We start from the raw sequence: 23,285 nt of genomic DNA, 5'->3' as shown, positions 1-23,285 counted from the left end.
GACCGACCGAAGGGTTCACCATGCCCAAGAACAAGACGCCCCGCTTCTACTTCTCGCTGCGCAGCCCGTACTCCTGGCTGGCCTACCGCGAGATCATGACCTTCCACCCGGACCTCGCCGAGAGCCTGGAGTGGGTGCCGTTCTTCGAACCCGACGAACTGAGCGCCCGGCTGCTGGAGGAACAGGGCGGCCGCTTCCCGTACTCGGACATGTCCCGCGAGAAGAACCGGTACGTGCTCCAGGACGTCGGCCGCCTCACCAAGGCGCGCGGGCTGACCGTCACCTGGCCCGTGGACCGCGACCCGGTGTGGGAGGTCCCGCACCTGGCCTATCTGGTCGCGGCCCGGTACGGACGCGGTCACGCCTTCATCGATGCCGTGTACCGGGCCCGGTTCGGGCGCGGCCGGGACATCTGCGATCCGGCCACCATCGAGGACATCGCCTTCGAGATCGGGCTCGACCCGCGCGAACTGGCCCGGGCCAGCACCGTGCCGGAGGTCCGCGCCGAGGGCATCCGCATGCTGCTCGACGTCTGCCGGGACGGGGTGTTCGGCGTGCCCTTCTTCGTCCACGGCTTCAGCCGGTTCTGGGGCATCGACCGGCTCGACGACTTCATCGCCCACCTGCGCGACCGGGAGGTACCGGCCGCCTCCGTCCCGGAGCCGCTGGCGGCGATCGGCATGGGCCGCGCGACCGACGACGCGCACGCGGGCGGCTGCGGCTGAACCGCCCCGTCCGGATCCGGCCGGGCCCCTCGGGGCGCCGTCAGTCCGCTTTCAGTCCGCCGTCAGTGCCTGCGGCAACGATCGGGCCCGTGACAGGGCCGCATACGGAAACCTTCGCTAGGGGATAGCCATGACGCATGTTCAGACGGTCGGCGGCCTTCCGCTCACCGCCGGCCAGAAGGACATCTGGTTCGACGCGAAACTCTCTGGCGGGGGAGCCACCTACAACACCGCCATCTACTGGGACATCAACGGGCCGCTCGACCGGGACCTCTTGCGCACCGCGCTGGAGCGGCTGGTCGAGGAGTCCGAGTGCCTGCGGACCAGATTCACCGAAGTGGACGGCGAGCCGAGGCAGTTCATCGAACCGCTGACGACGCTCCCGCTGACCGAGACCGACGTGAGCGGCGCCGCCGACCCGGCCGCTGCCGCGCACGCGGCGATCCGCGCCGACCTGCGCGTACCGTTCGCCCTCACCGCCGAGGACCGCGCGGCCGCCGGTGACACCCCCGGCACCGGCGCCACCGACGGCGACGCGTTCGAGCCGCTCTTCCGGCTGAGCGTCTTCACCCTCGGCCCCGACCGCACCTTCTTCTGCCTCCTGAACCACCACCTGGTCTCCGACGGCTTCAGCTACGTCATCTACTGGCAGCGCCTCGGCGCGATCTACGAGGCCCTGCTGGCCGGCTCCGACCTCGACGAGGGCCGCTTCCCCGCCCTGACCACCCTGCTCGACGCCGAGGCCGCCTACGCCGGCTCGGCCCGCGCCGAGCGCGACCGGGCCTACTGGGCGCAGCGTTTCACCGACCGGCCCGAGCTGATCAGCCTCTCCACCGGGGACGCGGAACCCGCCCAGACCTTCCTCCAGGAGCAGGGCGTCCTTCCCGACGCCGTCGCCGAGCGGCTGCGCGCCACCGCCTGGGAGTCCCGCGTCACCTGGCAGACCGTGCTGGTCGCGGCCCTGGGCGCCTACACCGGGCGGATGGCCGGCACCGAGGACGTGCTGCTGTCCGTGCCCGTCACCGCCCGCGTCGGCGGCGACACCCAGAAGGTCCCCGGCATGGTGGTCAACTACCTGCCGCTGCGGCTCTCCGTGGACACCGCCACCACCCGTACCGACCTGCTCGCCGGTTCCTACCGGGCCTTCTCGCAGGCGCTCAAGCACCAGCGCCACCGCGTCAGCAGCATCCGCCGCTCCATGGGCCTGCCGAGCGACGACCGCCGCCCGTTCGGGCCGTTCCTCAACATGATGCCGCAGGTGGAGAAGCTGGCCATCGGCCCGTGCGCGGCCACCATCCACAGCCCCTCCACCGGACTGGTCGACGACCTGGAGTTCACCGTCGCCGACAAGGGCGACGCCGGCATCGGCATCGACCTGAACGGCAACGAGGCCCGCTACACGCGCGCCGAGGTCCGTGCCCACCTCGACCGCTTCGTCTCCTACCTCGACCGGTTCCTGGCCGCCGGCGCGGACGAGCCGCTGGCCGCCCTGGACCTCCTCTCCCCCGGCGAGGCCGCCGACGTGGCCGCCGCGCTGACCGGCCCCGTCCGCCCGACCCCTTACCTGGGCGTCGTCGAGCGGATACGGGCCCACGCCCTGGCCACCCCCGACGCCCCGGCCGTCACCGACGACACCGGCACCCTCGACTACGCCGGGCTCGTCGGCCGCGCCGGCGCACTCTCCCGCCACCTGACCGCCTCCGGCGGCCCCGTCGCCATCCTCAGCGAGCCCGGCCGGGACTTCGTCACCGCGGAGGTGGCCGTCCTCGGCGCCGGGCGGGCCTTCGTACCGCTCGATCCCGGGGCGCCGCTGCCCCGCCTGACCGCGCTGCTGCGCGACAGCGGGGCCGGCTTCGTCCTCACCGACGCCGCCCACCGGGACCTCGCCGAGCGGGCCGCCTCGGCCGCCGGCGACGGCGCGCCGCTGCCCGTCCGCGAGATCGGCACCGAGCAGGACCCCGCGGACGCGCTGCCCCCCGTGCTCGGCGGGCCGCAGGACCTCGCGTACGTCATCTACACCTCCGGCTCCACCGGCAGGCCCAAGGGCGCGATGGTGCAGCGCGGCGGCATGGTCAACCACCTGCTCGCCAAGATCGAGGAACTGTCCCTGGACCGCAGTGACGCACTCGTCCACAACGCCCCGGTCACCTTCGACGTCACCGTCTGGCAGACCCTGACGACGCTGCTCGTCGGCGGCCGGGTCCGTGCCTTCAGCCGCGCCGAGGCGTCCGACCCCGACGCCCTGTTCACGGCCATCGGCGCCGAGGGCCTCACCGTGCTGGAGGTCGTCCCCTCCCTGCTGCGCGCCACCCTCGACGTGTGGGACGCGGCCGGCGACGCCCCCGCACTGCCCGCCCTGCGCTGGATGATCTCCAACGGGGAGGCCCTGCCGGCCGAGCTGTGCAGCCGCTGGTTCGCCCGCTACCCCGCCATCGCGCTGGCCAACCTGTACGGCCCCACCGAGTGCTCGGACGACGTCACCCACGCCTACGCCCGGGACCTCGGGGCGCTCGACGCGATGGGCGCCGCGATCGTCCCCATCGGCCGGCCGCTGCGCAACACCCGCCTGCACATCCTGGGCGACGACCTCAGGCCCGTCCCGCACGGTGTGCGCGGCGAGCTCTACATCGCCGGCGACGGCGTGGGCCGCGGCTACCTCGGCGACCCCCGCCGCACCGCCGTCACCTTCCTGCCCGACCCCTTCGCGGCCGACGGCTCGCGCATGTACCGCACCGGCGACCTCGTCGAACTGCGCCCCGACGGGCAGCTCGCCTTCGTCGGCCGCCGCGACCACCAGGTCAAGATCCGCGGCCAGCGCATCGAGCTCGGCGAGGTCGAGACGGCGCTGCGCGCCCTGCCGGGCGTCGCCGACGCGGTCGCCGCCGCCGTCACCGACCCGTCCGGGCACAAGCGCCTGGTCGGCTACCTGGAACCGGAGACCGGCGCCGCACCCGACACCGGCGAGCTGCGGACCCTGCTCGCCGGCCGGCTGCCCGAGGCCCTCGTACCGACCGTACTGATCATCCTGGACGCACTGCCGCTGACCCCGCACGGCAAGGTGGACCGCAAGGCACTGCCCACGCCCGACCCGGCCGGCCCCCGGACCGCCGCACGGGCCGCCCGCACCCCTGCGGAGGGCATCATCTGCGCGGTGCTGGCCGAGGTGCTGGGCCTGCCCGAAGTGGCCGTCGACGACAGCTTCTTCGCCCTCGGCGGCGACAGCATCAGCTCCATCCAGGTCGTCGGGCGGGCCCGCAGGGCGGGGCTGATCGTCACCGCCCGCGACGTCTTCAAGCACCGGACCCCGGCGGCCATCGCCGCTGCGGCCCGTCCCGTGCCCACGGACGCCGCGACCGGCGCGGGCGCCCCGGCGGACGCCCGGGACGACGGCACGGGCGAGGTCGAACCGACCCCCATCTTCGACCGGCTGCGCGAGCAGATCTCCGAACTCCCGGAAGCGACACGCGAGTTCGCCCAGTACGTGGCCGTCAACGCCCCCGCCGGGCTCACCCCCGCCGTCCTGGAGCCCGCCCTCCAGGCCGTCCTGGACCACCACGACACGCTGCGCCTGAAGCTCACCTCCCCGGTACCGGGCCTGTGGGCGCAGGAGGTCCTCCCGGCGGGCTCCGTCGCCGCCGCCGACGTGGTCACCCGGGTCACCGTGCCCGCCGGCGCCGACCGCGCGGCCGTGCTCGCCGAGCAGACCGCCGCCGCCCGGGCCCGACTGCGCCCCGAGACCGGCCTGGTCGTCCAGGCGGTGCTGCTGGAGGAGACCCCCGGCGCGGGCGGCCGTCTGCTGCTCGTCGTCCACCACCTCGCCGTGGACGGCGTGTCCTGGCGCGTCCTGCTGCCCGACCTGGAATCCGCCCGGCAGGCCGTGACCGAGGGCCGCACCCCTGCCCTCGACCCCGTCCCGACCTCCTTCCGGAGCTGGGCCAAGGCCCTGTCCGCCGAGGCCCGCACCTCCCGCCGGGTGGCCGAACTCCCGCTGTGGAACGCCCAGTCGGCCGGAGCGGCCGAGACCTTCACCGACCGGCCGCTGGACCCGTCCGCCGACACCTGGGCCACCGCGGGCCGGCTCCGCCTGGAGCTCCCCGCCGCGCTCACCGCCGACGTCCTGACCCGGGTGCCCGCCGCCCTGCACGCCGAGATCAACGAGGTGCTGCTCACCGGCCTCGCGCTGGCCGTCACCGGCCGCTCCGGGGCCGGGGGCACCCGTACCGTCGTCGAGCTGGAGGGCCACGGCCGCGAACAGATCGGCGACGGCCTCGACACCTCCCGTACGGTCGGCTGGTTCACCAGCGCCTTCCCCGTCGGGCTGGACGTCGGCGAACTGGACCGGACCGAGATCGCGGCCGGCGGCCCCGCCGTCGCCACCGCCCTGAAGCGGGTCAAGGCCGCCCTGCGCGCCCTGCCCGACCACGGCATCGGCTACGGCCTGCTGCGCCACCTCAACCCCCAGACGGCGCTCGTCCTCGGCCGCGCCGCCGTACCCCAGATCGGCTTCAACTACCTGGGCCGGTTCGCGGCCGGCGACGGCGCCTGGGCCATCGAGCCCGGGGGCGCCGGACTCACCGCCTCCCCCACCACCCCGCTGCGCCAGCCCCTCGACGTAGTCGCGCTGACCGAGGACCGCCCCGGGGGACCGGTGCTCGTGGCCGAGTGGACCTGGCCGTCCGGAGCCGTCGACGAGGCCGTCGTACGCGAGACGGCCGAGGCGTGGTTCGCCGCGCTCGGCGCCCTCGCCGCGCACTCCGGTGCACCCGGATCCGGCGGGCGGATCGCCGCCGAGTTCCCCCTCGTCGACGTCGAGCAGCGGGAGATCGACGCTTGGGAGCAGGAGCTCGACGGGCTCACCGACGTCCTGCCGCTCTCCCCGCTCCAGCGCGGCCTCTTCTTCCAGGCCGAGTTCGACCGCCAGGGCATGGACGCCTACACCCTCCAGGTCGTCATGGACATCGGCGGCGAGCTGGACGTGGCCGCGCTGCGCGCCGCGGCCACCGCGCTGCTGGACCGCAACCCGGCGCTGCGCGCCCGGTTCCGCGAACGCGAGCAGGGCGATCCGGTACAGCTGATCCCGGCGGCCGTCGAGCTGCCGTGGAGCGAACACGACCTGACGTCGGCCGCCGACCCTGGCGCCGAGGCCGTCCGCCGCACCGACGAGGAGTGGCTGGACCGGTTCGACGTGACCGGTGGCCCGCTGACCCGGTTCACCGTCTACCGGCTGGGCGCCGAGCGCCACCGCGTCGTATGGACCACCCACCACATCCTGGTGGACGGCTGGTCGCTGTCCGCCGTCCTCGCCGAGGAGCTCGTCACCCTCTGGGGCAACGGCGCCGACCTCAGCGCCCTGCGCCCCGTCGCACCCGGCCGCGCCTACCTGGAGTGGTCCGCCGCCCAGGACAAGCCGGCCGCCCGCAAGGCGTGGGAGCAGGAGCTCGGCGGCATCGAGGAGGCCACCCGGCTCGGCCCCGCCGACCGGGCGCGGGTCTCCGTACTGCCCGAGACGTACACCGTGGAGCTGCCCGAGCGGCTGACCGCGGCCCTCACCCCCTGGGCGCACCGGCGCGGCCTGACGATGAACACCGTCGTCCAGGGCGCCTGGGCCGTCGTACTGGGCAGCCTCACCGGCCGCGGCGACGTCACCTTCGGCGCGGTCGTCTCCGGCCGGCCCGCGGACCTGCCCGGGGTCGAGCAGATGGTCGGCGCGTTCCTGCACACCCTGCCGGTACGGGCCCACCTGGACCCGGCCGTGCCGTTCGAGGAGATGCTGGCCGGCCTCCAGGACCGCCAGCTCGGCCTGGAGGAGCACCAGCACCTGGGCCTGGCCGAGGTGCAGCAGGGCGTCGGCATCGGTGAGCTCTTCGACACCGTGGTCAGCTTCCACAACTACCCGGCGGGCGCGCTGGACGCGATCGGCTCCTACGTGCCCGGCCTCTCGATGCTGGACTGGAAGGCCCGGGTCATCGCCGAGTACCCGCTCGCGGTGGGCGTGTTCCCCACCGGGGGGCAGGGCCTGCGCGTGGAGGCCCAGTACCGGCCGGACGTCTTCGACGCCGCCCGGACCGAGGTCTTCGTCAGCCGGTTCGCCCGTGTGCTGGAGCAGCTCGCCGCGGCCCCGGACACCCCGCTGGGCCGGATCGACGCGCTCACCGCCGACGAGCGGGAGCAGGTCCTCGGCACCTGGTCGGGGGCGGCCGCGGCCCGCCCGGCCGTCGCCACCCTCGCCACCACGGTCTTCGAGCGGTGGGCCGGGCTCTCGCCCGCCAAGCCGGCCGTCTCGCTGGGCGCCGAGGAGCTCGACTACGCCACGCTGAACGACCGCGCGAACCGGCTGGCCCGGCTGCTGGCCGAGCGGGGCGCCGGACCGGAGCAGCCGGTCGCCGTGATGCTGCCGCGCTCCCCGGAGCTGGTCGTCGCGGCGCTCGCCGCCCTCAAGGCCGGCGCGGTGTTCCTGCCCGTGGACGCCGACTATCCGGCCGACCGCATCGGCTACATGCTGGAGGACGCCCGGCCGCCGGTCCTGCTGACCGACACGGCGACGCGGTCCCGCCCGGCGGGCCTGCCCGACCTGGCCGCGCTCGGGGTCACCCCGGTGCTGCTGGACGCGCCCGAGACGGCCGCCCGGCTCGCGGCGCTCGGCGGACACGACCTCACCGACGCGGAACGCGTGGCACCGCTGCACCCGGAGAACACGGCCTACATCATCTACACGTCCGGCTCCACCGGCCGCCCCAAGGGCGTCACCGTGGCGCACACCGGACTGATGTCGATGGTCTCCAGCCTGTCCGACCGGTTCTGGCTCGACCATGACGTGCGGGTCCTGCAGTTCGCCTCGTTCAGCTTCGACGCCTCGGTCTTCGGCATCATGCTGGCGCTGCTCAACGGCGGCACCCTGGTCATCGCCGACGAGGAGGCCCGTACACCGGGCCGGCCGCTCGTCGACCTGATCAACGACGCCCGGATCAACCTGGTCGCACTGCCGCCCGTCGTCGTCGGGGGGCTGCCGGCCGACGCCACCCTCCCCAGCGACCTGCGGCTGGTGGTCACCGGCGAAGCGGTCCCGGCCGGGGTCGTCGAACGCTGGGGCGGCTCCGTCCGGCTGTTCAACGGCTACGGTCCCACCGAGGCCGTCGTCGGCTGCACCGTCGCCGGCCCGCTGGCCCCCCGGGCCGGCCGGCCCCCGATCGGGAAGCCCACCAACGCCCACCGGGTGTACGTGCTCGACCGCAACCTGCGGCCCGTCGCCCCCGGGGTCACCGGCGAGCTGTACGTCGCGGGCGGCCTCGCCCGCGGCTACCTGGCGCGGCCCGGGCTGACCGCGTCCCGGTTCGTCGCCGACCCGTACGGCCCTGCCGGATCCCGGATGTACCGCACCGGAGACCTCGTGACCTGGCTGCCCGACGGCGACCTCGACTACCTGGACCGCGTCGACGACCAGGTCCAGCTGCGCGGAATCCGCATCGAGCTCGGCGAGATATCCGCCGCCCTGCTCGCACAGCCCGGAGTCGAACAGGCCGTCGTGGTCATGCGCGAGGACGAGGCCGGCGAACGCCGTCTGGTCGCCTACGTCGTCGCCGGTTCGGCCGCCGCCCCCGAGGACACCGCCGTCCTGCGCGAGCGGCTCGCCGCGGAGCTCCCCGACTACATGGTCCCCTCGGCCGTGGTGGCGCTGGAGGAGCTGCCGCTCACCGCCCAGGGCAAGCTGGACCGCAAGGCCCTGCCCGACCCGGACCTGGGCGCCGCCTCCCGCGGCCGGGCCCCCCGGACCCCCCTGGAGGGTGTCCTGTGCGGCCTGTTCGCGGACGTCCTCGGCCTGGAGCAGGTCTCCATCGACGACGACTTCTTCGAGATCGGCGGGCACTCCCTGCTCGCCACCCGCCTCGTCAGCCGCGTCCGCAGCACCCTGCGCGTCGAACTCCCCATCCGCGCCCTGTTCGAGGCGCGGTCCGTGGTGGCCCTCGCCACGGAGGTCGGCCGGGCCGCGCAGGCCCGGCCCTCGCTGGCACCGGCCGCCCCGGGAGGGGAGCGCCCGCTCTCCTTCAGCCAGCAGCGCCAGTGGTTCCTCAACCGGCGCCAGGGCCGCGCCGACGGCTCGTACAACAGCGCCATGGCCTTCCGGTTCACCGGCAGGCTCGACGCGGACGCCCTGCGGGCGGCCCTGGCCGATCTCGTGGAACGCCACGAGGTGCTGCGGACCGTGATCCCCGAGCAGGACGGGGTGCCGGCGCCGCGCGTCCTGGACGCCGCCGCCGCGGCGCCGGACCTCAGGACGGTCTCCGTCTTCTCCGACCAGCTCGACACCGCGCTGGCCGCCGAGGCCGACCGGGGATTCGACCTGACCGAGGAGACCCCGCTTCGGGTACGGATCTTCCCCACCGGCGGCGACTCCTTCGTGATGCTGATCGTGCTGCACCACATCGCCTTCGACGGCTGGTCGATGGGGCCGCTGCTCGACGACCTCGCCGACGCCTACCGGGCACGGGCCGGCGGGCGGGCCCCCGACCGGGAGCCGCTGCCGGTCCAGTACTCCGACTTCGCCGTATGGCAGCGCGAGCTGCTCGGCGATCCGGCGGACGAGGACGGCCTGGGCGCGCGACAGCTCGACTTCTGGCGCGACGCGCTGGCCGGGCTGCCCCAGGAGCTGGCGCTGGCGACCGACTTCCCCCGCCCGGAGCACGGCGGGAGCGCCGGTGACACGGTGATGTTCGACATCGACGCGGAACTCCACGCCACGCTCGCGGAGATCGCCCGGACCACCGGGACCACCGAGTTCATCGTCTACCAGGCCGCCCTGTCGGCCCTGCTGACGCGGTGGGGCGCCGGAACCGACATCCCCCTCGGAGTGTCCGTCGCCGGCCGCGCCGACGACGCCCTCTCCGGCCTCGTCGGCATGTTCCTCAACACCCTGGTCCTGCGCGGCGACACCAGCGGCGACCCCACCTTCCGGGAACTGCTGGAACGGCTGCGGGAGACCGACCTGGCCGCCTACTCGCACCAGGACGTCCCCTTCGACCAGGTCGTGGACGCGATCAGGCCCGACCGCGTGCTGGGCAGGCACCCGCTGTTCCAGGTCTCACTCACCGTGCAGCACGACGGGGTGCGCGTCCCGGACCTGGTGGGACTGCGCGCGGAGCCCGCGTACGTCGGCTCCGACCAGGCCAAGCTGGACCTGGTGGTGGAGCTGTTCAACTGGCCCGGCCGGGACGGCATGCGCGGTCTGCTGACCTACAGCACCGACCTGTTCACCCGGGACACCGCCGAGCGGCTCGTCGAGCAGTTCGGGCAGGTCCTGCGGGCAGCGGCCGCCGACCCCGGCGTGCGGGTCAGCGAGCTGGAGGCGCAGCGGCCACAGACCCCCGCCGGCGCCGCCACCCTGACCTCACTGGTCGCCGGGCGGATCGCCGCCTCCCCCGAGGACACCGCGGCCGGCTCCGGATCCCGGGCCCTGTCGTACGGGGCGCTGGACGAGCGCGCCGGGCTGCTGGCCCGGCACCTCGCGCAGCGGGGGGCGGGCCCCGGCCGGGTCGTCGCCCTCGCGGTGCCGCGCGCCGCCGACCAGGCGGCCGCCGCGCTCGCGGTGCTCCGGTCCGGCGCGGCCTACGTGCCGGTCGGCGCCGAGGAGCCGAGCGAGCGGGTCCGGGAGCTGGTGGAGGCGACCGCCGCGGTGGCCGTCCTCACCACCGAGGGCCTGGCCGGGAGGCTGCGCAGCTGCGGCGTGCCGGTCGTGGTGCTGGACTCCGCCGATGTCCTCGCGGCCCCGGGCGGCCCGGCCCCGGCCCCGCTGCCGGAGCCGGACCCGGAGTGGCCCGCGTACCTGGTGCGGCGCGGGCCGGACGGTCCGGGCGCTGCCGTCGTCCCCGTCAGCCACGCGGAGGCGGCCGCCCTGGCCACCACCGGGACGGGTGCCGGCCTGTGGGCGGCGCTGCTCTCGGGCGGCGCTGCGGACGCCCCCGACCGGCCGGGCCGCGACTGGGCCGCGCCGGCCCCGGCGAACCCGGCGGACCCGGTGGACGCTCAGGCCGCCCCGGCCGCCGCCGCCGACGCCGCCGCCGACGGCGAGTGCGAGGACGATCCGGTCACGGCGCAGCTGCTGCGGATCGTCCACGACGTACTCGCCACCGACGCGGTCGTCGCCGGGGAGAACTTCTTCGAGGCCGGCATGGACAGCATGAAGTCGCTGCGGCTGGTCAGCCTGGCCCGCAAGGCGGGCCTGAAGCTGAGCATCGCGGACGTCTTCGTCCACCAGAGCGTGGCCGCACTCGCCGCGAGCCTGCGCCCGCGGACCGCCCCACCGGCTCCCGAGCCGCCCGCTCCCGCCAAGGCTCCCGCGCCCGCTCCCGAAACGCTGCGCAGCAGCGCCCGGGGCATGGCCGAGGCCATCGCGGAGGCCGACGGGATCGGCCACATCGAGCACTTCACCCCGATGCTGACCATCCAGCCCGAGGGCGACCGCACTCCGCTGTTCTGCGTGCACAGCGGCGTGGGACTGTCCCTCTCCTACCTGACGCTGGTGCCGTACCTGCACCCCGACCAGCCCCTGTACGCCCTCCAGTCGCCCACGGTCGTGGACGGCGCCCCCCTCCCGGAGAGCATGGAGGAGATCGCCGCGACGTACATCCGGCTGATCAAGGAGGTCCGGCCCGAGGGCCCGTACCACCTGCTCGGCTGGTCCTTCGGCGGACTGCTCGCCTACGAGTTGGCCGTCCAGCTCCGGGCCGCCGGCGACGAGGTCGGAATCCTGACCGTCATGGACTCCTTCCCCCGCACCGACGCGGTCGACGAGCGGAGCGAACAGGTCCGGCTGGGCTGGCTGATGGAGGGCATCGGCCACCACCGCGACGAGTTCGCCGGACGCCGGCTCGAACCGGACGACCTCTACGAGACGTTGCTCCGGGACGGCAACCCACTGGCCCGCATGGGCCGGGAGCGGATCCACCGCGTGGTGGACCTGATGGGCCGCCACCAGATCCTCAACACCCGTTACCGGCCGGGGGAGTACGCCGGCACCGTCGACCTCTTCCTGGCCGAGCGCTCGCCCTGGGGCGAGGTGACCGACAAGGACGTCCTGTGGAAGGAGCACATGACCGGCTCCGTTCGGGTGCACCGCATCGACTGCGCCCACGACGACATGCTGAACCCGGAGCCGCTGAGGGCCATCGGCCCCGCCCTGCGCGACTCGCTCGACGCGTGGACGGCGGGTGACCGGTCATGACGACGACCCTGCCGCGCCCCGCGGCCGAACCGGACGAGACCGCCGCGGCCGCCGCCGCGGCCGGGCCGCCGCAGCCCGCGGCGGCCCGGCCCGCGGGCCTGGGCACCCTGCTCACCGAGATCGGCGCCGTCATCGGCCGCCGGCTGCGCCGGATGCGGCGCGCCCCCGGCCGCTCGATCGGCATCGTCCTCAACCCGATGCTCTCGCTGATCATGCTCGGCTACCTCTTCCGCGACTCGATCCACCTCCCGCAGGGCGGTGACTACGTCGAGTACGTCTTCGCCGGCGGCGCCGTCCAGGTCGGACTGGCCTGCGTGGGACCGACGGCGGTCTCGCTCGCCCTGGACCTCCAGGGCGGGCTGGTCGACCGGTTCCGCTCCCTGCCCATCAACCCGGCCTCGATCCCGATCGGGCACACCGCCGCCGACTGGCTGGTGGGCATGGGCGGACTGGGCACCACCGTGGTGATCGGCCTGGCGCTGGGCTGGCGTTCGCACACCGGTCTGCTGCCCACCCTGGCGGGCTTCGCACTGATCGCCGTCTTCATCTACGCGATGCTCTGGCTCGGGGTGCTGCTGGCCCTGACCCTGCGCAGCGTGGAGACGATCAGCGTGGTGGCGCCGTTCATCGTGGTCGTACTTCCCTTCCTGTCCAGTGCCTTCCTCTCGCCGCAGACCATGCCGGCGGCGCTGAGGCCGCTCGCCGAGTGGAATCCGGTGACGGCCGTCATCGCCTCCTGCCGCGACCTGTGGGGGAACCCGGACACGCCGAGCGCCGGCTTCTCGGGCACCCATCCGCTGCTGGTCGTCGCGGTCACCCTGACCGTCACCTTCGTGACCTGCATCGTCGTGAGCCTGCGCCGTTTCCGTTCGACGTCCAGCTGAAGCCCCGAGGACCCGAGGACCCACACCATGACCATCACGCAGGAGGTGGCCCCGGCCGACGCCGACGCCACCGCCCAGCCGCCCGCCCACGTACCCGCCCCCGCCGACCTCGACCTCACCGACCCGCAGACCTTCCTGGACGTCGACCCGCACGCCATGTGGCGCCGGTTCCGGTCCGAGAGCCCGGTGCACTGGCACCCGGCCGGGCCGCACACGCCCGGCTTCTGGGTGATCTCCCGGTACGCCGACGCCGTCGCCGTCTACCGCGACAACAAGCGGTTCACCTCCGAGAAGGGCAACGTCCTCACCACCCTGCTCCAGGGCGAGGACTCCGCCTCCCGCAAGATGCTCGCCGTCACCGACGGCGTCCGGCACCGCGCGATCCGCAACGTGATGCTCAAGTCGTTCGCGCCCCGCGTCCTGGAGCCGGTCGTCGCCGGGGTCCACACGCACACCCGTGAACTGCTCGGCCGGGCCGTCGCGGCCGGCCGGCTGGACTTCGTCGCCGACGTCGTCGACCACATCCCGATCCAGACCATGGGCGACCTGCTCGACATCCCGCACGCGGACCGCCCGCGGCTGGTGGAGTGGAACACCAGGACTCTGGCGCAGCACGGCTCCGGGGACGACGAGTTCGAATCCGTCATGGCCCGCAACGAGATCATCATGTACATGGGGGAGCTCGCGGCCGAGCGGCGCCGCAACCCGGGCGAGGACGTCCTCAGCACCCTGGCCGCCGCGACCGTCGACGGCAGCCCGCTCACCGAGGACGAGATCGTCCTCAACGCCTACAGCCTGATCCTCGGCGGCGACGAGTCCACCCGGACCTCCCTCATCGGCGGCCTGATCGCCCTCGCCGAGCACCCCGAGCAGTGGCGCCGGCTGAAGGCCGGCGAGGTGTCCGCGGACGCGGCGACCGAGGAGATCCTGCGCTGGACGACCCCGGCCATGCACTTCGGACGGCGCGCCCTGGTCGACGTACCGCTGGGCGACCGGGTCATCAGAGCCGGCGACATCGTGACCCTGTGGAACACCTCGGCCAACTTCGACGAGCGGGCCTTCACCGACCCGGAGAGCTTCGACGTCGGCCGCAGCCCCAACAAGCACGTGGTGTTCGGCCACGGACCGCACTTCTGCCTCGGTGCCTTCCTCGGCCGGGTGCACGTGAAGGCGATGGTGGAGGCCCTGAGTTCGATGGTCTCGGACATCACGCTGCTCGGCCCGCCCCAGCGCCTCTACTCCAACTTCGTCCGCGCGTACAGCGCCCTGCCCGTCGCCCTCACCGCGCAGGCGGCGGCGCCGGGAGCGGTCCCCCCGCGGCAGACCGGCAAGGAGACCCACTGACATGCGCCACGAGACACGCACGGCCGGCGGCACCACCCTCGCCGTCCTGTACGCCGACACCCGGTCCGAGGAGGTACGCCGCCGGGCCGAGGAACTCCTCGCCGAGCACGGCGCGGTCCTCGTACGGGGGCTGGGCCTCACCGACGCGGACGCCTTCCACTCCGCGGTGGCCCTCTTCGGCGACTCCCTCATCGACAGCTACCGGGGCGGGAACACCCCCCGGGCGGCCGTCACCGACGGGGTCTTCACCTCCACCGAGTACCCGGCCCGCTTCGACATCTCCCTCCACAACGAGATGTCGTACGCACAGTCCTGGCCCACCCGGCTGTTCTTCGGCTGCCTGATCGCGCCCGAGACCGGCGGCGCCACCCCGGTCTGCGACGGCGGGGCGCTGCTCGCCTCGCTGCCGCCGGAGGTCCGCGAGCGCTTCGCCTCGGGCGTGGTCTACCGGCAGCACCTGCACGGCGGGTTCGGGCTCGGCAAGTCCTGGCAGGACACCTTCGAGACGCAGGACAGGGCGGTGGTCGAACGGTTCCTGGAGGAGTCGGCCGCGGAGTACGCCTGGACCGCCGACGGCGGCCTGCGGGTCAGCCAGCACCGCCCGGGCCTGCGGCACAACCCGCGTACGGGCGCCGACACCTGGTTCAACCAGGCCGACCAGTGGCACCCCTCCAACCTGCCGGACGACGAGGCCGAGGACCTGCTGTCGCTGATCGACGACGTGGCCGACCTGCCGCACTGGGTCACCTACGGCGACGGGACCCCGCTGTCGGACGACGACCTGGCCCATGTCCGCAAGGCCCAGCGGGAGAACCGGCTGTCGGAGCCGTGGCAGGTCGGCGACATCATGATCGTGGACAACATGTCGGTCCTGCACGGCCGTGAGGCGTACACCGGCGCCCGCAAGATCGTCGTCTCGATGACCTGACCCCCCACCCCGGCCGGCCGGGCCCCCGGCGCTCGCGCCCCGTCGGGTTTCGACCCGGCGGGGCGCAGCCCTGCGGGGCCCGGCCCGCCCGATTCACCGCAGCCTTAAGGACGTAGCCGTCCGGAGGCCGTCTTCCTAGGGTCTGGACCGATGGCGCCGTGGCGCCCCGCGGAGCCCGGCGAGAATGGACGGAAAGCATGAACGCGCTCGACGAGATCATCGCAGGCGTGCGGGACGGCCTGGCGTCGCGGCGGCGCCGGGTTCCGGAGTGCGAGCTGCGCGACCGGGCCTCGGAGGTCCGGCCCGTCGCCGACTGCGCCGAGCTGCTGCGCGGTACGGACGGACTGAAGGTGATCGCGGAGGTCAAGCGGGCCAGCCCGGCGCGCGGCCGGCTCGCGGCGATCGAGGACCCGGCGGCGCTGGCCGCCGCGTACGAGGCCGGCGGCGCGGCCGCGGTCAGCGTACTGACCGAGGAGCTGCGCTTCGGCGGGTCGCTGGCGGATCTGGACGCCGTACGGGCCCGGGTGACGGTGCCGCTCCTGCGCAAGGACTTCGTGGTCGACCCCTACCAGGTGTGGGAGGCGCGGGCCCACGGCGCGAGCCTGGTGCTGCTGATCGTCGCGGCGCTCGAACAGCCGCTGCTGGTCGATCTGGTGGCGCAGGCGGCGGAGCTCGGCCTGACCCCGCTGGTGGAGGTGCACGACCCGGGCGAGGCGCGCCGGGCGCTCGACGCCGGGGCCTGGGTGATCGGGGTCAACGCGCGCAACCTGAAGACGCTCGAGATGAACAAGGGGGCCTTCGCCGCCATCGCGCCGGACATCCCGGAGAACATCGTGCGGATCGCCGCGTCCGGGGTGCGCGGCCCGCGGTGCGCCGTGGAGTACGCGGAGCTCGGCGCCGACGCGATCCTGGTGGGCGAGGCCCTCGTCACCAGCGGCCACCGCCGGGAGGCGGTGGCCGCTCTGGTGGCCGCGGGCCGCCGGTTCAACGGAGGGCGGCCGGGCGCGGGGAGGCCCCGGCGACTGCCCGGTGCTCCCGGTCCCGCTTTTCCGTGACGGCCGCCCAGCGCTCCAGTACGGCGGCCGCCGCACCGGAGTCGATCGCCTCGGCGGCCCGGGCCACCCCGTCGGCCAGCCGGGCGGCGACCGGCCGCCCGTCGGGGGACAGGGCCGCCAGCCCGGCCGCGGCCGACAGCAGGACCGCGTCCCGGACCGGTCCGCGGGCCCCGGCGAGAACCTCCCGGGCCACCCGCGCGTTGTGGACGCGGTCGCCGCCCCGCAGGGCGTCGGCCGGCGCGTAGGGGATCTTGATGTCCCGCGGGTCGAAGGTCTCCTTCCGCACCCCGGATCCGGTGACCGACCACACGGTGGAGGTAGTGGTGACCGTCAGCTCGTCCATCCCGTCGTCGCCCCGGAAGACCAGCGCGGACACCCCCCGCCGGAACAGCACCTCCGCGATCAGCGGAGCCAGCCGCGCGTCGGCGACCCCGACCGCCTGGGCCGCGGGATCAGCCGGATTGGTCAGCGGGCCCAGCGCGTTGAAGACCGTACGGATGCCCAGTTCGCGGCGGGTGCCCGCGGCGAACCGCATCGCCGGGTGGAACAGCTGGGCGAAGCAGAAGGTGATGCCGGTCTCCTCCGCGACCTCCCCCACCTCCGCCGCGGGCAGGTCGAGCCGGACCCCCAGCTCCTCCAGCACGTCGGCCGAACCGCAGGCGGACGAGGCGGAGCGGTTCCCGTGCTTGACCACCAGGGCGCCGGCCCCGGCGGCCACCACCGCGGACATGGTGGACACGTTCACGCTGTGCGAGCCGTCACCGCCGGTGCCGACGATGTCGAGCGCGCGTCCGGGCACCGACAGCGGCACCGCGTGGCCGCGCATCCCCGACACCAGCCCTTCCAGCTCCGCCGCGGTCTCCCCCTTGGCCCGCAGGGCCGTCAGCAGCCCGGCGAGCCGGACCGGGCCGGCCTCGCCGGACATCACCCGGTCCATCGCCCACTCGGTCTCCCGGGCGGTCAGGTCCCGGCGGTCCAGCAGTGCGTTCAGCAATCCTGGCCAATCGGTCTCGTGCGCAGTCTCGATCACAGCCACGGCGGTCTCCTGGAGCGGCTAGGAAAAGGGAGGGAAAAGATCCGACACCCCAGTCTGCGAAAGAGCGTCCAGCCTTTCCAGACCACTGCCCGGAATTCCGTCCAGTCCAATTCGGAAGTCACCGAAGGAGAAAGCCAGTGGCCCTGCACGCCGCGGTCACGCTCGTCAGGGAATCCGAAATTCCGCTGACGTCGCAGATCCAGCGATTCATCAAGAAGGAGGTGACCGAGGGAACTTTGCATCCCGGTACCCGGCTGCCCTCCAGCCGGCGCCTGGCCCACGACCTCGGCGTCTCCCGCAGCGTCGTGGTGGAGGCGTACGGACAACTCGTCGCCGAGGGCTACCTGGAGGCGGCGCAGGGCGCCGGTACCCGGGTGGTGTCCCACCTCGACCGCGGGGCCCGCGGGCTCGCGCCCGTGCCCTCCCTGCTCGACGACGGGCACACCGGCCGCCGGGACCCGTCCGTCCGCTGGGACCTGCGCCCGGGAGGCGGCAACGTCCCCGACTTCCCCCGCCGCGAATGGCTCGCCGCCTACCAGCGGGCCCTGAACGCCGCCGACCCGGCCGCCCTCGACTACCCGCCGCTCGCCGGTGACCTGCGGCTCCGCCTCGAACTGGCCCGCTACCTGGGCCGGATGTGCGGGGTGCGCGCCGCGCCCGGCCAGGTCATGGTGACCGCCGGATTCGCGCAGGCCCTGGGCCTGCTGGCCGCCGTCCTCCCGCAGCTGGGGATCACTTCCCTCGGCATCGAGAACCCGGGCCACCCCGGCCAGCGCCGCTTCGTCCACGAGAGCGGCCTGCGGCCCGTCGCACTGCCGGTGGACGGTGAGGGCCTCGACGTCGCCGCGCTCGCCGCCTCCGGGGCGCGGGCCGTCCTCGTGACTCCGGCGCACCAGTTCCCCACCGGGGCGCCGCTGTCCCCCCGGCGCCGCGAGGAGCTCGTGCGATGGGCTCAGGAGGTGGACGGCCTGATCATCGAGGACGACTACGACCGGGGCCTGTGGTACGAGCGGGGCGCGGGCCGGCCGCTGGCTCTCCAGCGGCTCGCCCCCGACCACGTGGTCTACGCGGGCACCGTCAGCAAGTCCCTCGCCCCCGGGCTGCGCCTGGGCTGGCTCGCCGCCCCCGCCCCGCTCCTGGACCTGCTGCAGCACGCCCGCGCCCGCCACGACCTGGGCACCGACGTGCTGACCCAGCTGGCGTTCGCGGGGTTCCTGCGCGGGGGCGCCTACGACCGGCACCTGCGCCGGCTGAACGCCCTGTGCCGGGCCCGCCACGACGCCCTGCGCGAGGCCGTGCGCCGGCACCTGCCGGGAGCGGCCGTGACCGGCCCGGCCGCCGGACTGCACGCGTACGTGAGGCTGCCCCGGCACACCGACGAGGCGGCGCTGGTGGCCGGGGCACTGCGCCGCTCGGTGCTCCTCACCGGTGCCGCCTCCCACCACGCCCGCGCCGGCGAGGGGGCGCCCGCCCTCGTGGTGGGGCACGCGCACCTGCCGCGGTGGGGCGCGGACCAGGCGCTGCGGGAACTGGCGGGCGTGCCGACCGGGCGGTGAGCGCCGCCTCCCGGTCAGCGGGAGGTGAGCGCGCCGGCCCGCATCGCCAGGAAGTTCTCCATCATGGTCAGCCCGCCCGTGGTCATGACCGACTCCGGGTGGAACTGCACCCCCTCCACCGGCAGCGTGCGGTGCCGCAGCCCCATCACGTAGCCGTGGTCGGCGGCCACCGCCGTGGTGACCAGCGGCTCCGGCAGCGGGTCGGCGACCAGCAGCGAGTGGTAGCGGGTGGCCTCCAGACTGTGGCCCAGCCCCTGGAAGAGGCCCTCGCCGTCGTGCCGGACGATGCTGGTCCGCCCGTGCATCACCTGCCCGGCCACCTCGATCCGGCCCCCGTACGCCAGCCCGATCGCCTGGTGCCCGAGGCACACCCCGAGCAGCGGGACCCGCCCCGCGAAGGCGTGCACCAGCTCCACGTGCCCGGACTCGGCCGGGTGCCCGGGGCCCGGCCCGAGCACCACCGCGTCGGGCTCGAGCCCGACCAGCTGCTCCGGGGTCCGGGTGCGCGAGCGGACCACCTCGGTGTCCGCCCCCAGCACCTGCAGGTACTGGTCGATGATGTGGACGAAACTGTCGTACGCGTCCATCAGCAGCACCTTCACGGCAGCAGCTCCTCACCGGTGAGCGCCCAGTAGGCGGCCCCCATCTTCGCCAGCGTCTCCTGCCACTCGGACTCCGGCTCGGACTGGGCCACCATGCCCGCCGAGCTCTGCGTGGAGTACGTGCGGCCGTCGTACTCGATCGTGCGGATGCACAGCGCGAGTTCGCTCCAGCCCCGTACGTCGACCAGCCCGACCGCGCCCGCGTAGGCACCGCGCCGCTCCCGCTCCAGGCCGTCGATGATCTCCATGGCGCGCACCTTGGGCGCGCCCGACATCGTCCCGGCCGGGAAGGTGGCCCGGACCGCGTCCCAGACGCCGACCTCCGGAGCCAGCCGGCCCGAGACGGTCGAGACCAGGTGGAACACGTGGGAGTACGTCTCCACCTCCATCAGCCGGTCCACCGGCTGGGTGCTGGGCAGGGCGACCCGCCCGATGTCGTTGCGGCACAGGTCGACCAGCATGATGTGCTCGGCCTGCTCCTTGACGCTCTCCCGCATCTCCTTGACACGCCGCCGGTTGGTCTCCTCGTCGGGGCCCCGGCGGGCCGTCCCGGCGATCGGGCGCATCACGATCCCGCCGTCCTCGATGCGGAAGAACAGCTCCGGGCTGGCCCCGATCAGGGTCCGCCCGGCCTGCGCCGCCAGGTACATGTAGGGGGAGGGATTGCGGGCGCGCAGCCGCCGGTAGACCTCCAGCGGGGTCAGACCGGTCTCCACGTCGACGCGGTGGCCGATCTGGATCTGGTAGACGTCGCCGACGCCGATGTGCTCCAGGCAGCGGGCGGCCCAGCCGAGGAACGTCTCGCGGTCGACGCTGTCGCGCACCGAGTGCGGTACGGGCGCCTCGGGGACCCCCGACGTCGCGAACGTCCCGGACACCCCCGCGACATCGGGCAGTCCGGGCTGTTCCGCGAGGCCGGCGAAGGCCGGGCTGTCGGCCCGCAGCCGCCGTACCCGGCCGCCCTCGACGTCGTACCAGACGGTGTTCCGGAACAGCGTCAGCACGATGTCCGGGCGCCCGCCGTCCCCGTCGGCCCGCTCCGGCAGCTCCTCCATGTGCCAGGCCGACTCGTACGCCAGCGAGGTCAGGAACCCGAAGGCGTAGCCGGTCCCGGGCAGCTCGGTGGTCACCGAGAAGAGCCCCTGGGCGCGCCCGAGCGCGTCCCAGACCTGCGCCGGCCGCTCCGACCGGAAGACGTACGGACCCTCCGGGAGCGGGTGGTGGGCCACCGGGCAGCCCGCGGCGGGCCCGTCCGTGACCAGTCCGGCCGCCTCGACCGCGCCCGCCAGCGCCCGCTTGAGCTCCGGCGCGGCCCCGTCGACCTCGACCCGGTCCGCGTGGACCCGGATCTCGGCCAGCCGCCCGAAGCCGACGACCGCCGACCGGCGGTCCGCGGGCGCTCCCTCCAGGCTCTCGAGGAGAAAGACCTCCTCGGCCGGGAGCACCGCGCGCAGCGCCGCGTACAGGTCGGGCGGGGCGTGCCCGGCCAGTTCCTCGACCTCGACCCGCACCTCCACCCGACCGCTGCCCGCGTCCGGCGAAACACGTGAATCCCACAATGCGATCTCCCCCTTCTTCTTCTTTCCGTCGAAATGAGTGAATCAATGATCCGCCGGGCATCGCCAGACCAATTCCACAGCGGCGATACGGTCCATTTCCAAAATGCTTGACCATTCCGTGGCGGCAATGGGTAACTGAGGCCATGAGACAAACCGAGAACAGTTCCTCATGGCGGAATTTCCCGGCCGCTCAGCAACCCGACTGGCCCGACCCCGCCGCGCTGCGCTCCGTCACCGGCCGGCTGGCCGGGGCGCCCCCGCTGGTCTTCGGCGCCGAGTGCGAACAACTGCGTCTGAAGATGGCTGCGGTCGCCCGTGGCGAGGCCATCCTGCTCCAGGGCGGCGACTGCGCCGAGACCTTCGAGCAGGTCACCACCGACTCCATCCGCGGCAAGCTGAAGACCCTGCTCCAGATGGCCGTCGTCCTCTCGCACGCCACCGCGCTGCCGGTGGTCAAGGTCGGCCGGATGGCCGGCCAGTACGCCAAACCCCGTTCCAGCCCGTACGAGGAGCGCGGGGGCGTGAGCCTGCCGTCCTACCGCGGCGACGCCGTCAACGGCCTGGAGTTCACCGCCGCCTCCCGCATCCCCGACCCGCGGCGCCTGCGCGACATGTACGAGGCCTCGGCCCGCACCCTGAACCTGATCCGCGCCCTGACCACCGGCGGCTTCGCCGACCTGCACCAGGTGCACGCCTGGAACCAGGGCTTCGTCGCCGGCTCGGGCACCGGCGAGCGCTACGAGGCCCTCGCCGACGAGATCGACCGCACGCTCGCCTTCATGCACGCCTGCGGGGTGGACACCCGCGAACTGGGCACCGCCGAGTTCTTCGTCGGCCACGAGGGGCTGCTCCTCGACTACGAGGCCGCGCTCACCCGCACCGAACCGGAGACCGGCCGCACCTATGCCGCCAGCGGGCACCTGCTGTGGATCGGCGAGCGGACCCGCGACCTCGACGGCGCCCACGTGGAGTTCTTCTCACGGATCGACAACCCGATCGCCGTGAAGCTCGGCCCCACCACCGCCGCCGACGACGTCCTGGCCCTCCTCGACCGCCTCGACCCGGACCGCGAGCCCGGCCGGCTGACCTTCGTCGTACGGGCCGGCGCCGAGCGGATCCGCGACGTGCTGCCCACGCTGGTCGAGAAGGTCGCCGCGGAGGGCGCGCTGCCGTGCTGGGTGTCCGACCCGATGCACGGCAACACCGTCACGGCGCCCAGCGGCCACAAGACCCGCTCCTTCGACACCGTGCTCGACGAGGTACGGGGCTTCGTGGAGGTCCACCGGTCGCTGGGCACCCATCCCGGCGGCATCCACGTCGAGTTGACCGGCGACGACGTGACCGAATGCACAGGAGGCGGCAACACTGTCCGGCCCGAGGACCTGCCGCACCGCTACGAGACGGCCTGCGACCCCCGTCTCAACCACACCCAGTCCCTCGACCTGGCCTTCCGGCTCGCCGAGATGTACCGGGAGCGCGGACCGCTCACCCCCGGGACGCGCGCAACGTCTCCTCGATGAGGGCGAACGGCGGCTCCTCGGCGAGGTAGAAGTGCTCGCCGGGCACGGTCAGCGCCCCGAACGGCCCCCGGGTCGACTCCCGCCAGGCACCACTCTGCGCGGTGGTCACCCGGGGGTCGGACGCGCCCACGATCGCGGTGACCGGGCAGTCCAACGGCGGCCGGGGCTGCCCCTCGTAGGCGGCGAGCAGCCGGAAGTCCGCCCCGATGTAGGGCATCACCAGCTCCACGAAGGCCCGGTTGTTCAGCAACTCCGGCTCTGTACCGCCCAGTTCGACCAGAGTCCGGGCGATCGACGCCTCGTCCCACGCCGCCGCGGCCACCGGGTCCCCCGCCATCAGATGCGGTGCCCGCGCCCCCGAGGCGAAGAGGTGCCCCACCCCGGAGCCGGCCTCCTCGAGCGCGCGGACCACCTCGTACGCGACGATCGCGCCCATGCTGTGCCCGAAGAAGGCGGTCGGCCGCTCGTCCCCCGAGGCCAGCATCTCGGCGGCTATCTCCCGTGCCATCGGCACCAGTTGCTCCGCGCAGTCCTCCGAGAACCGCTCCGCGCGGCCCGGATAGCAGATCGCCTGGACCTCGTACGCGCCGAGCCCCTTGCCCCAGGACCGGAAGAAGTACGGGGACCCGCCCGCGTGCGGGAAGCACACCACCCGCTCCGCCGCGAACGGCCGTGCCTCGACCACCTGTGTCCACACCATCGCTGCCATCGCTGCCACCCCTGCCCACCCGCCGCACCCGGCGTCCGCACGTCTTCGACGGCGCGATGGTCCACTCCCGCGCTGACGCCCCGCTGACGTCCGGCGGGCGCGGCTGTCAGTGCCCCGTCAGGGCCCTTCAGCACAGTGGGAGCCGTCCCCCT

Annotated in this window: 12 protein-coding genes; 8 read left to right on the top strand and 4 right to left on the bottom strand. The window is 74.1% G+C overall.

From position 1 onward, the window contains the following. The first annotated feature begins 20 nt into the window (after positions 1-20). The 6 genes from OG444_RS19955 to trpC all read left to right on the top strand — a co-directional run bounded on the left by OG444_RS19955 (position 21) and on the right by trpC (position 16,151). On the top strand, positions 21-725 hold the full coding sequence (locus OG444_RS19955) for a 2-hydroxychromene-2-carboxylate isomerase (RefSeq protein WP_327263442.1): 705 nt from the start codon (positions 21-23) through the stop codon (positions 723-725). Between the two features lie 130 nt (positions 726-855). After that, entirely contained in the window at positions 856-11,940 is an 11,085-nt protein-coding gene (locus OG444_RS19950; protein ID WP_327263441.1) for a non-ribosomal peptide synthetase, read from the top strand. Then, positions 11,937-12,824 carry an ABC transporter permease gene (locus OG444_RS19945; protein ID WP_327263440.1) on the top strand — a complete coding sequence of 296 codons (888 nt, stop codon included), beginning with the start codon at positions 11,937-11,939 and terminating at the stop codon, positions 12,822-12,824. The genes OG444_RS19950 and OG444_RS19945 overlap by 4 nt, the downstream gene beginning before the upstream one ends. Before the next feature lie 27 nt (positions 12,825-12,851). After that, positions 12,852-14,168, top strand: a complete 1,317-nt coding sequence (locus OG444_RS19940; RefSeq protein ID WP_327263439.1) for a cytochrome P450 — start codon at positions 12,852-12,854, stop codon at positions 14,166-14,168. 1 nt (position 14,169) lies between these two features. Next, a complete protein-coding gene (locus tag OG444_RS19935; RefSeq protein WP_327263438.1) occupies positions 14,170-15,096 on the top strand; it encodes a TauD/TfdA family dioxygenase in 927 nt (308 codons plus the stop codon). A 197-nt stretch (positions 15,097-15,293) separates the two neighbouring features. After that, entirely contained in the window at positions 15,294-16,151 is an 858-nt protein-coding gene (trpC, locus tag OG444_RS19930; protein WP_327263437.1) for an indole-3-glycerol phosphate synthase TrpC, read from the top strand. Here the strand turns inward: trpC and trpD are convergent. Next, complete coding sequence (gene trpD, locus OG444_RS19925) at positions 16,081-17,181, bottom strand: anthranilate phosphoribosyltransferase (protein ID WP_442810767.1); 1,101 nt, start codon at positions 17,179-17,181, stop codon at positions 16,081-16,083. The two genes, trpC and trpD, sit on opposite strands and share 71 nt — an antisense overlap. A 143-nt stretch (positions 17,182-17,324) precedes the next feature. Here trpD and pdxR point away from each other — a divergent pair, with 143 nt between their 5' ends. Next, a complete protein-coding gene (gene pdxR / locus OG444_RS19920; RefSeq protein ID WP_327263435.1) occupies positions 17,325-18,743 on the top strand; it encodes a MocR-like pyridoxine biosynthesis transcription factor PdxR in 1,419 nt (472 codons plus the stop codon). A gap of 14 nt (positions 18,744-18,757) precedes the next feature. Here the strand turns inward: pdxR and OG444_RS19915 are convergent, their stop codons facing one another. Beyond that, entirely contained in the window at positions 18,758-19,345 is a 588-nt protein-coding gene (locus OG444_RS19915) for an anthranilate synthase component II (protein ID WP_327263434.1), read from the bottom strand. Then, positions 19,342-20,904 (bottom strand): anthranilate synthase component I family protein, encoded by a 1,563-nt coding sequence (locus OG444_RS19910; RefSeq protein WP_327263433.1) that lies wholly within the window; start codon positions 20,902-20,904, stop codon positions 19,342-19,344. Before OG444_RS19910 ends, OG444_RS19915 begins: the two co-directional genes overlap by 4 nt. Positions 20,905-21,047: 143 nt before the next feature. Between OG444_RS19910 and OG444_RS19905 the strand changes: the two genes are divergently transcribed. After that, positions 21,048-22,424, top strand: coding sequence for a class II 3-deoxy-7-phosphoheptulonate synthase (locus OG444_RS19905; protein ID WP_327263432.1), 1,377 nt, complete (start codon positions 21,048-21,050; stop codon positions 22,422-22,424). Here the strand turns inward: OG444_RS19905 and OG444_RS19900 are convergent. Then, on the bottom strand, positions 22,390-23,133 hold the full coding sequence (locus tag OG444_RS19900) for a thioesterase II family protein (protein WP_327263431.1): 744 nt from the start codon (positions 23,131-23,133) through the stop codon (positions 22,390-22,392). The genes OG444_RS19905 and OG444_RS19900 overlap by 35 nt on opposite strands. Positions 23,134-23,285: the final 152 nt, after the last annotated feature.

This window comes from Streptomyces sp. NBC_01232, assembly GCF_035989885.1.
Taxonomy (GTDB): domain Bacteria; phylum Actinomycetota; class Actinomycetes; order Streptomycetales; family Streptomycetaceae; genus Streptomyces.
This window is presented reverse-complemented; position numbering and strand designations above follow the sequence as displayed.

What these genes read in the sequence shown, in the direction of transcription:
- OG444_RS19955 (WP_327263442.1), top strand. Translation starts at nt 21, where the DNA reads ATGCCCAAGAACAAGACGCCCCGCTTCTACTTCTCGCTGCGCAGCCCG.
- OG444_RS19950 (WP_327263441.1), top strand. Translation starts at nt 856, where the DNA reads ATGACGCATGTTCAGACGGTCGGCGGCCTTCCGCTCACCGCCGGCCAG.
- OG444_RS19945 (WP_327263440.1), top strand. Translation starts at nt 11,937, where the DNA reads ATGACGACGACCCTGCCGCGCCCCGCGGCCGAACCGGACGAGACCGCC.
- OG444_RS19940 (WP_327263439.1), top strand. Translation starts at nt 12,852, where the DNA reads ATGACCATCACGCAGGAGGTGGCCCCGGCCGACGCCGACGCCACCGCC.
- OG444_RS19935 (WP_327263438.1), top strand. Translation starts at nt 14,170, where the DNA reads ATGCGCCACGAGACACGCACGGCCGGCGGCACCACCCTCGCCGTCCTG.
- trpC (WP_327263437.1), top strand. Translation starts at nt 15,294, where the DNA reads ATGAACGCGCTCGACGAGATCATCGCAGGCGTGCGGGACGGCCTGGCG.
- OG444_RS19905 (WP_327263432.1), top strand. Translation starts at nt 21,048, where the DNA reads ATGAGACAAACCGAGAACAGTTCCTCATGGCGGAATTTCCCGGCCGCT.
- OG444_RS19900 (WP_327263431.1), bottom strand. Translation starts at nt 23,133, where the DNA reads ATGGCAGCGATGGTGTGGACACAGGTGGTCGAGGCACGGCCGTTCGCG.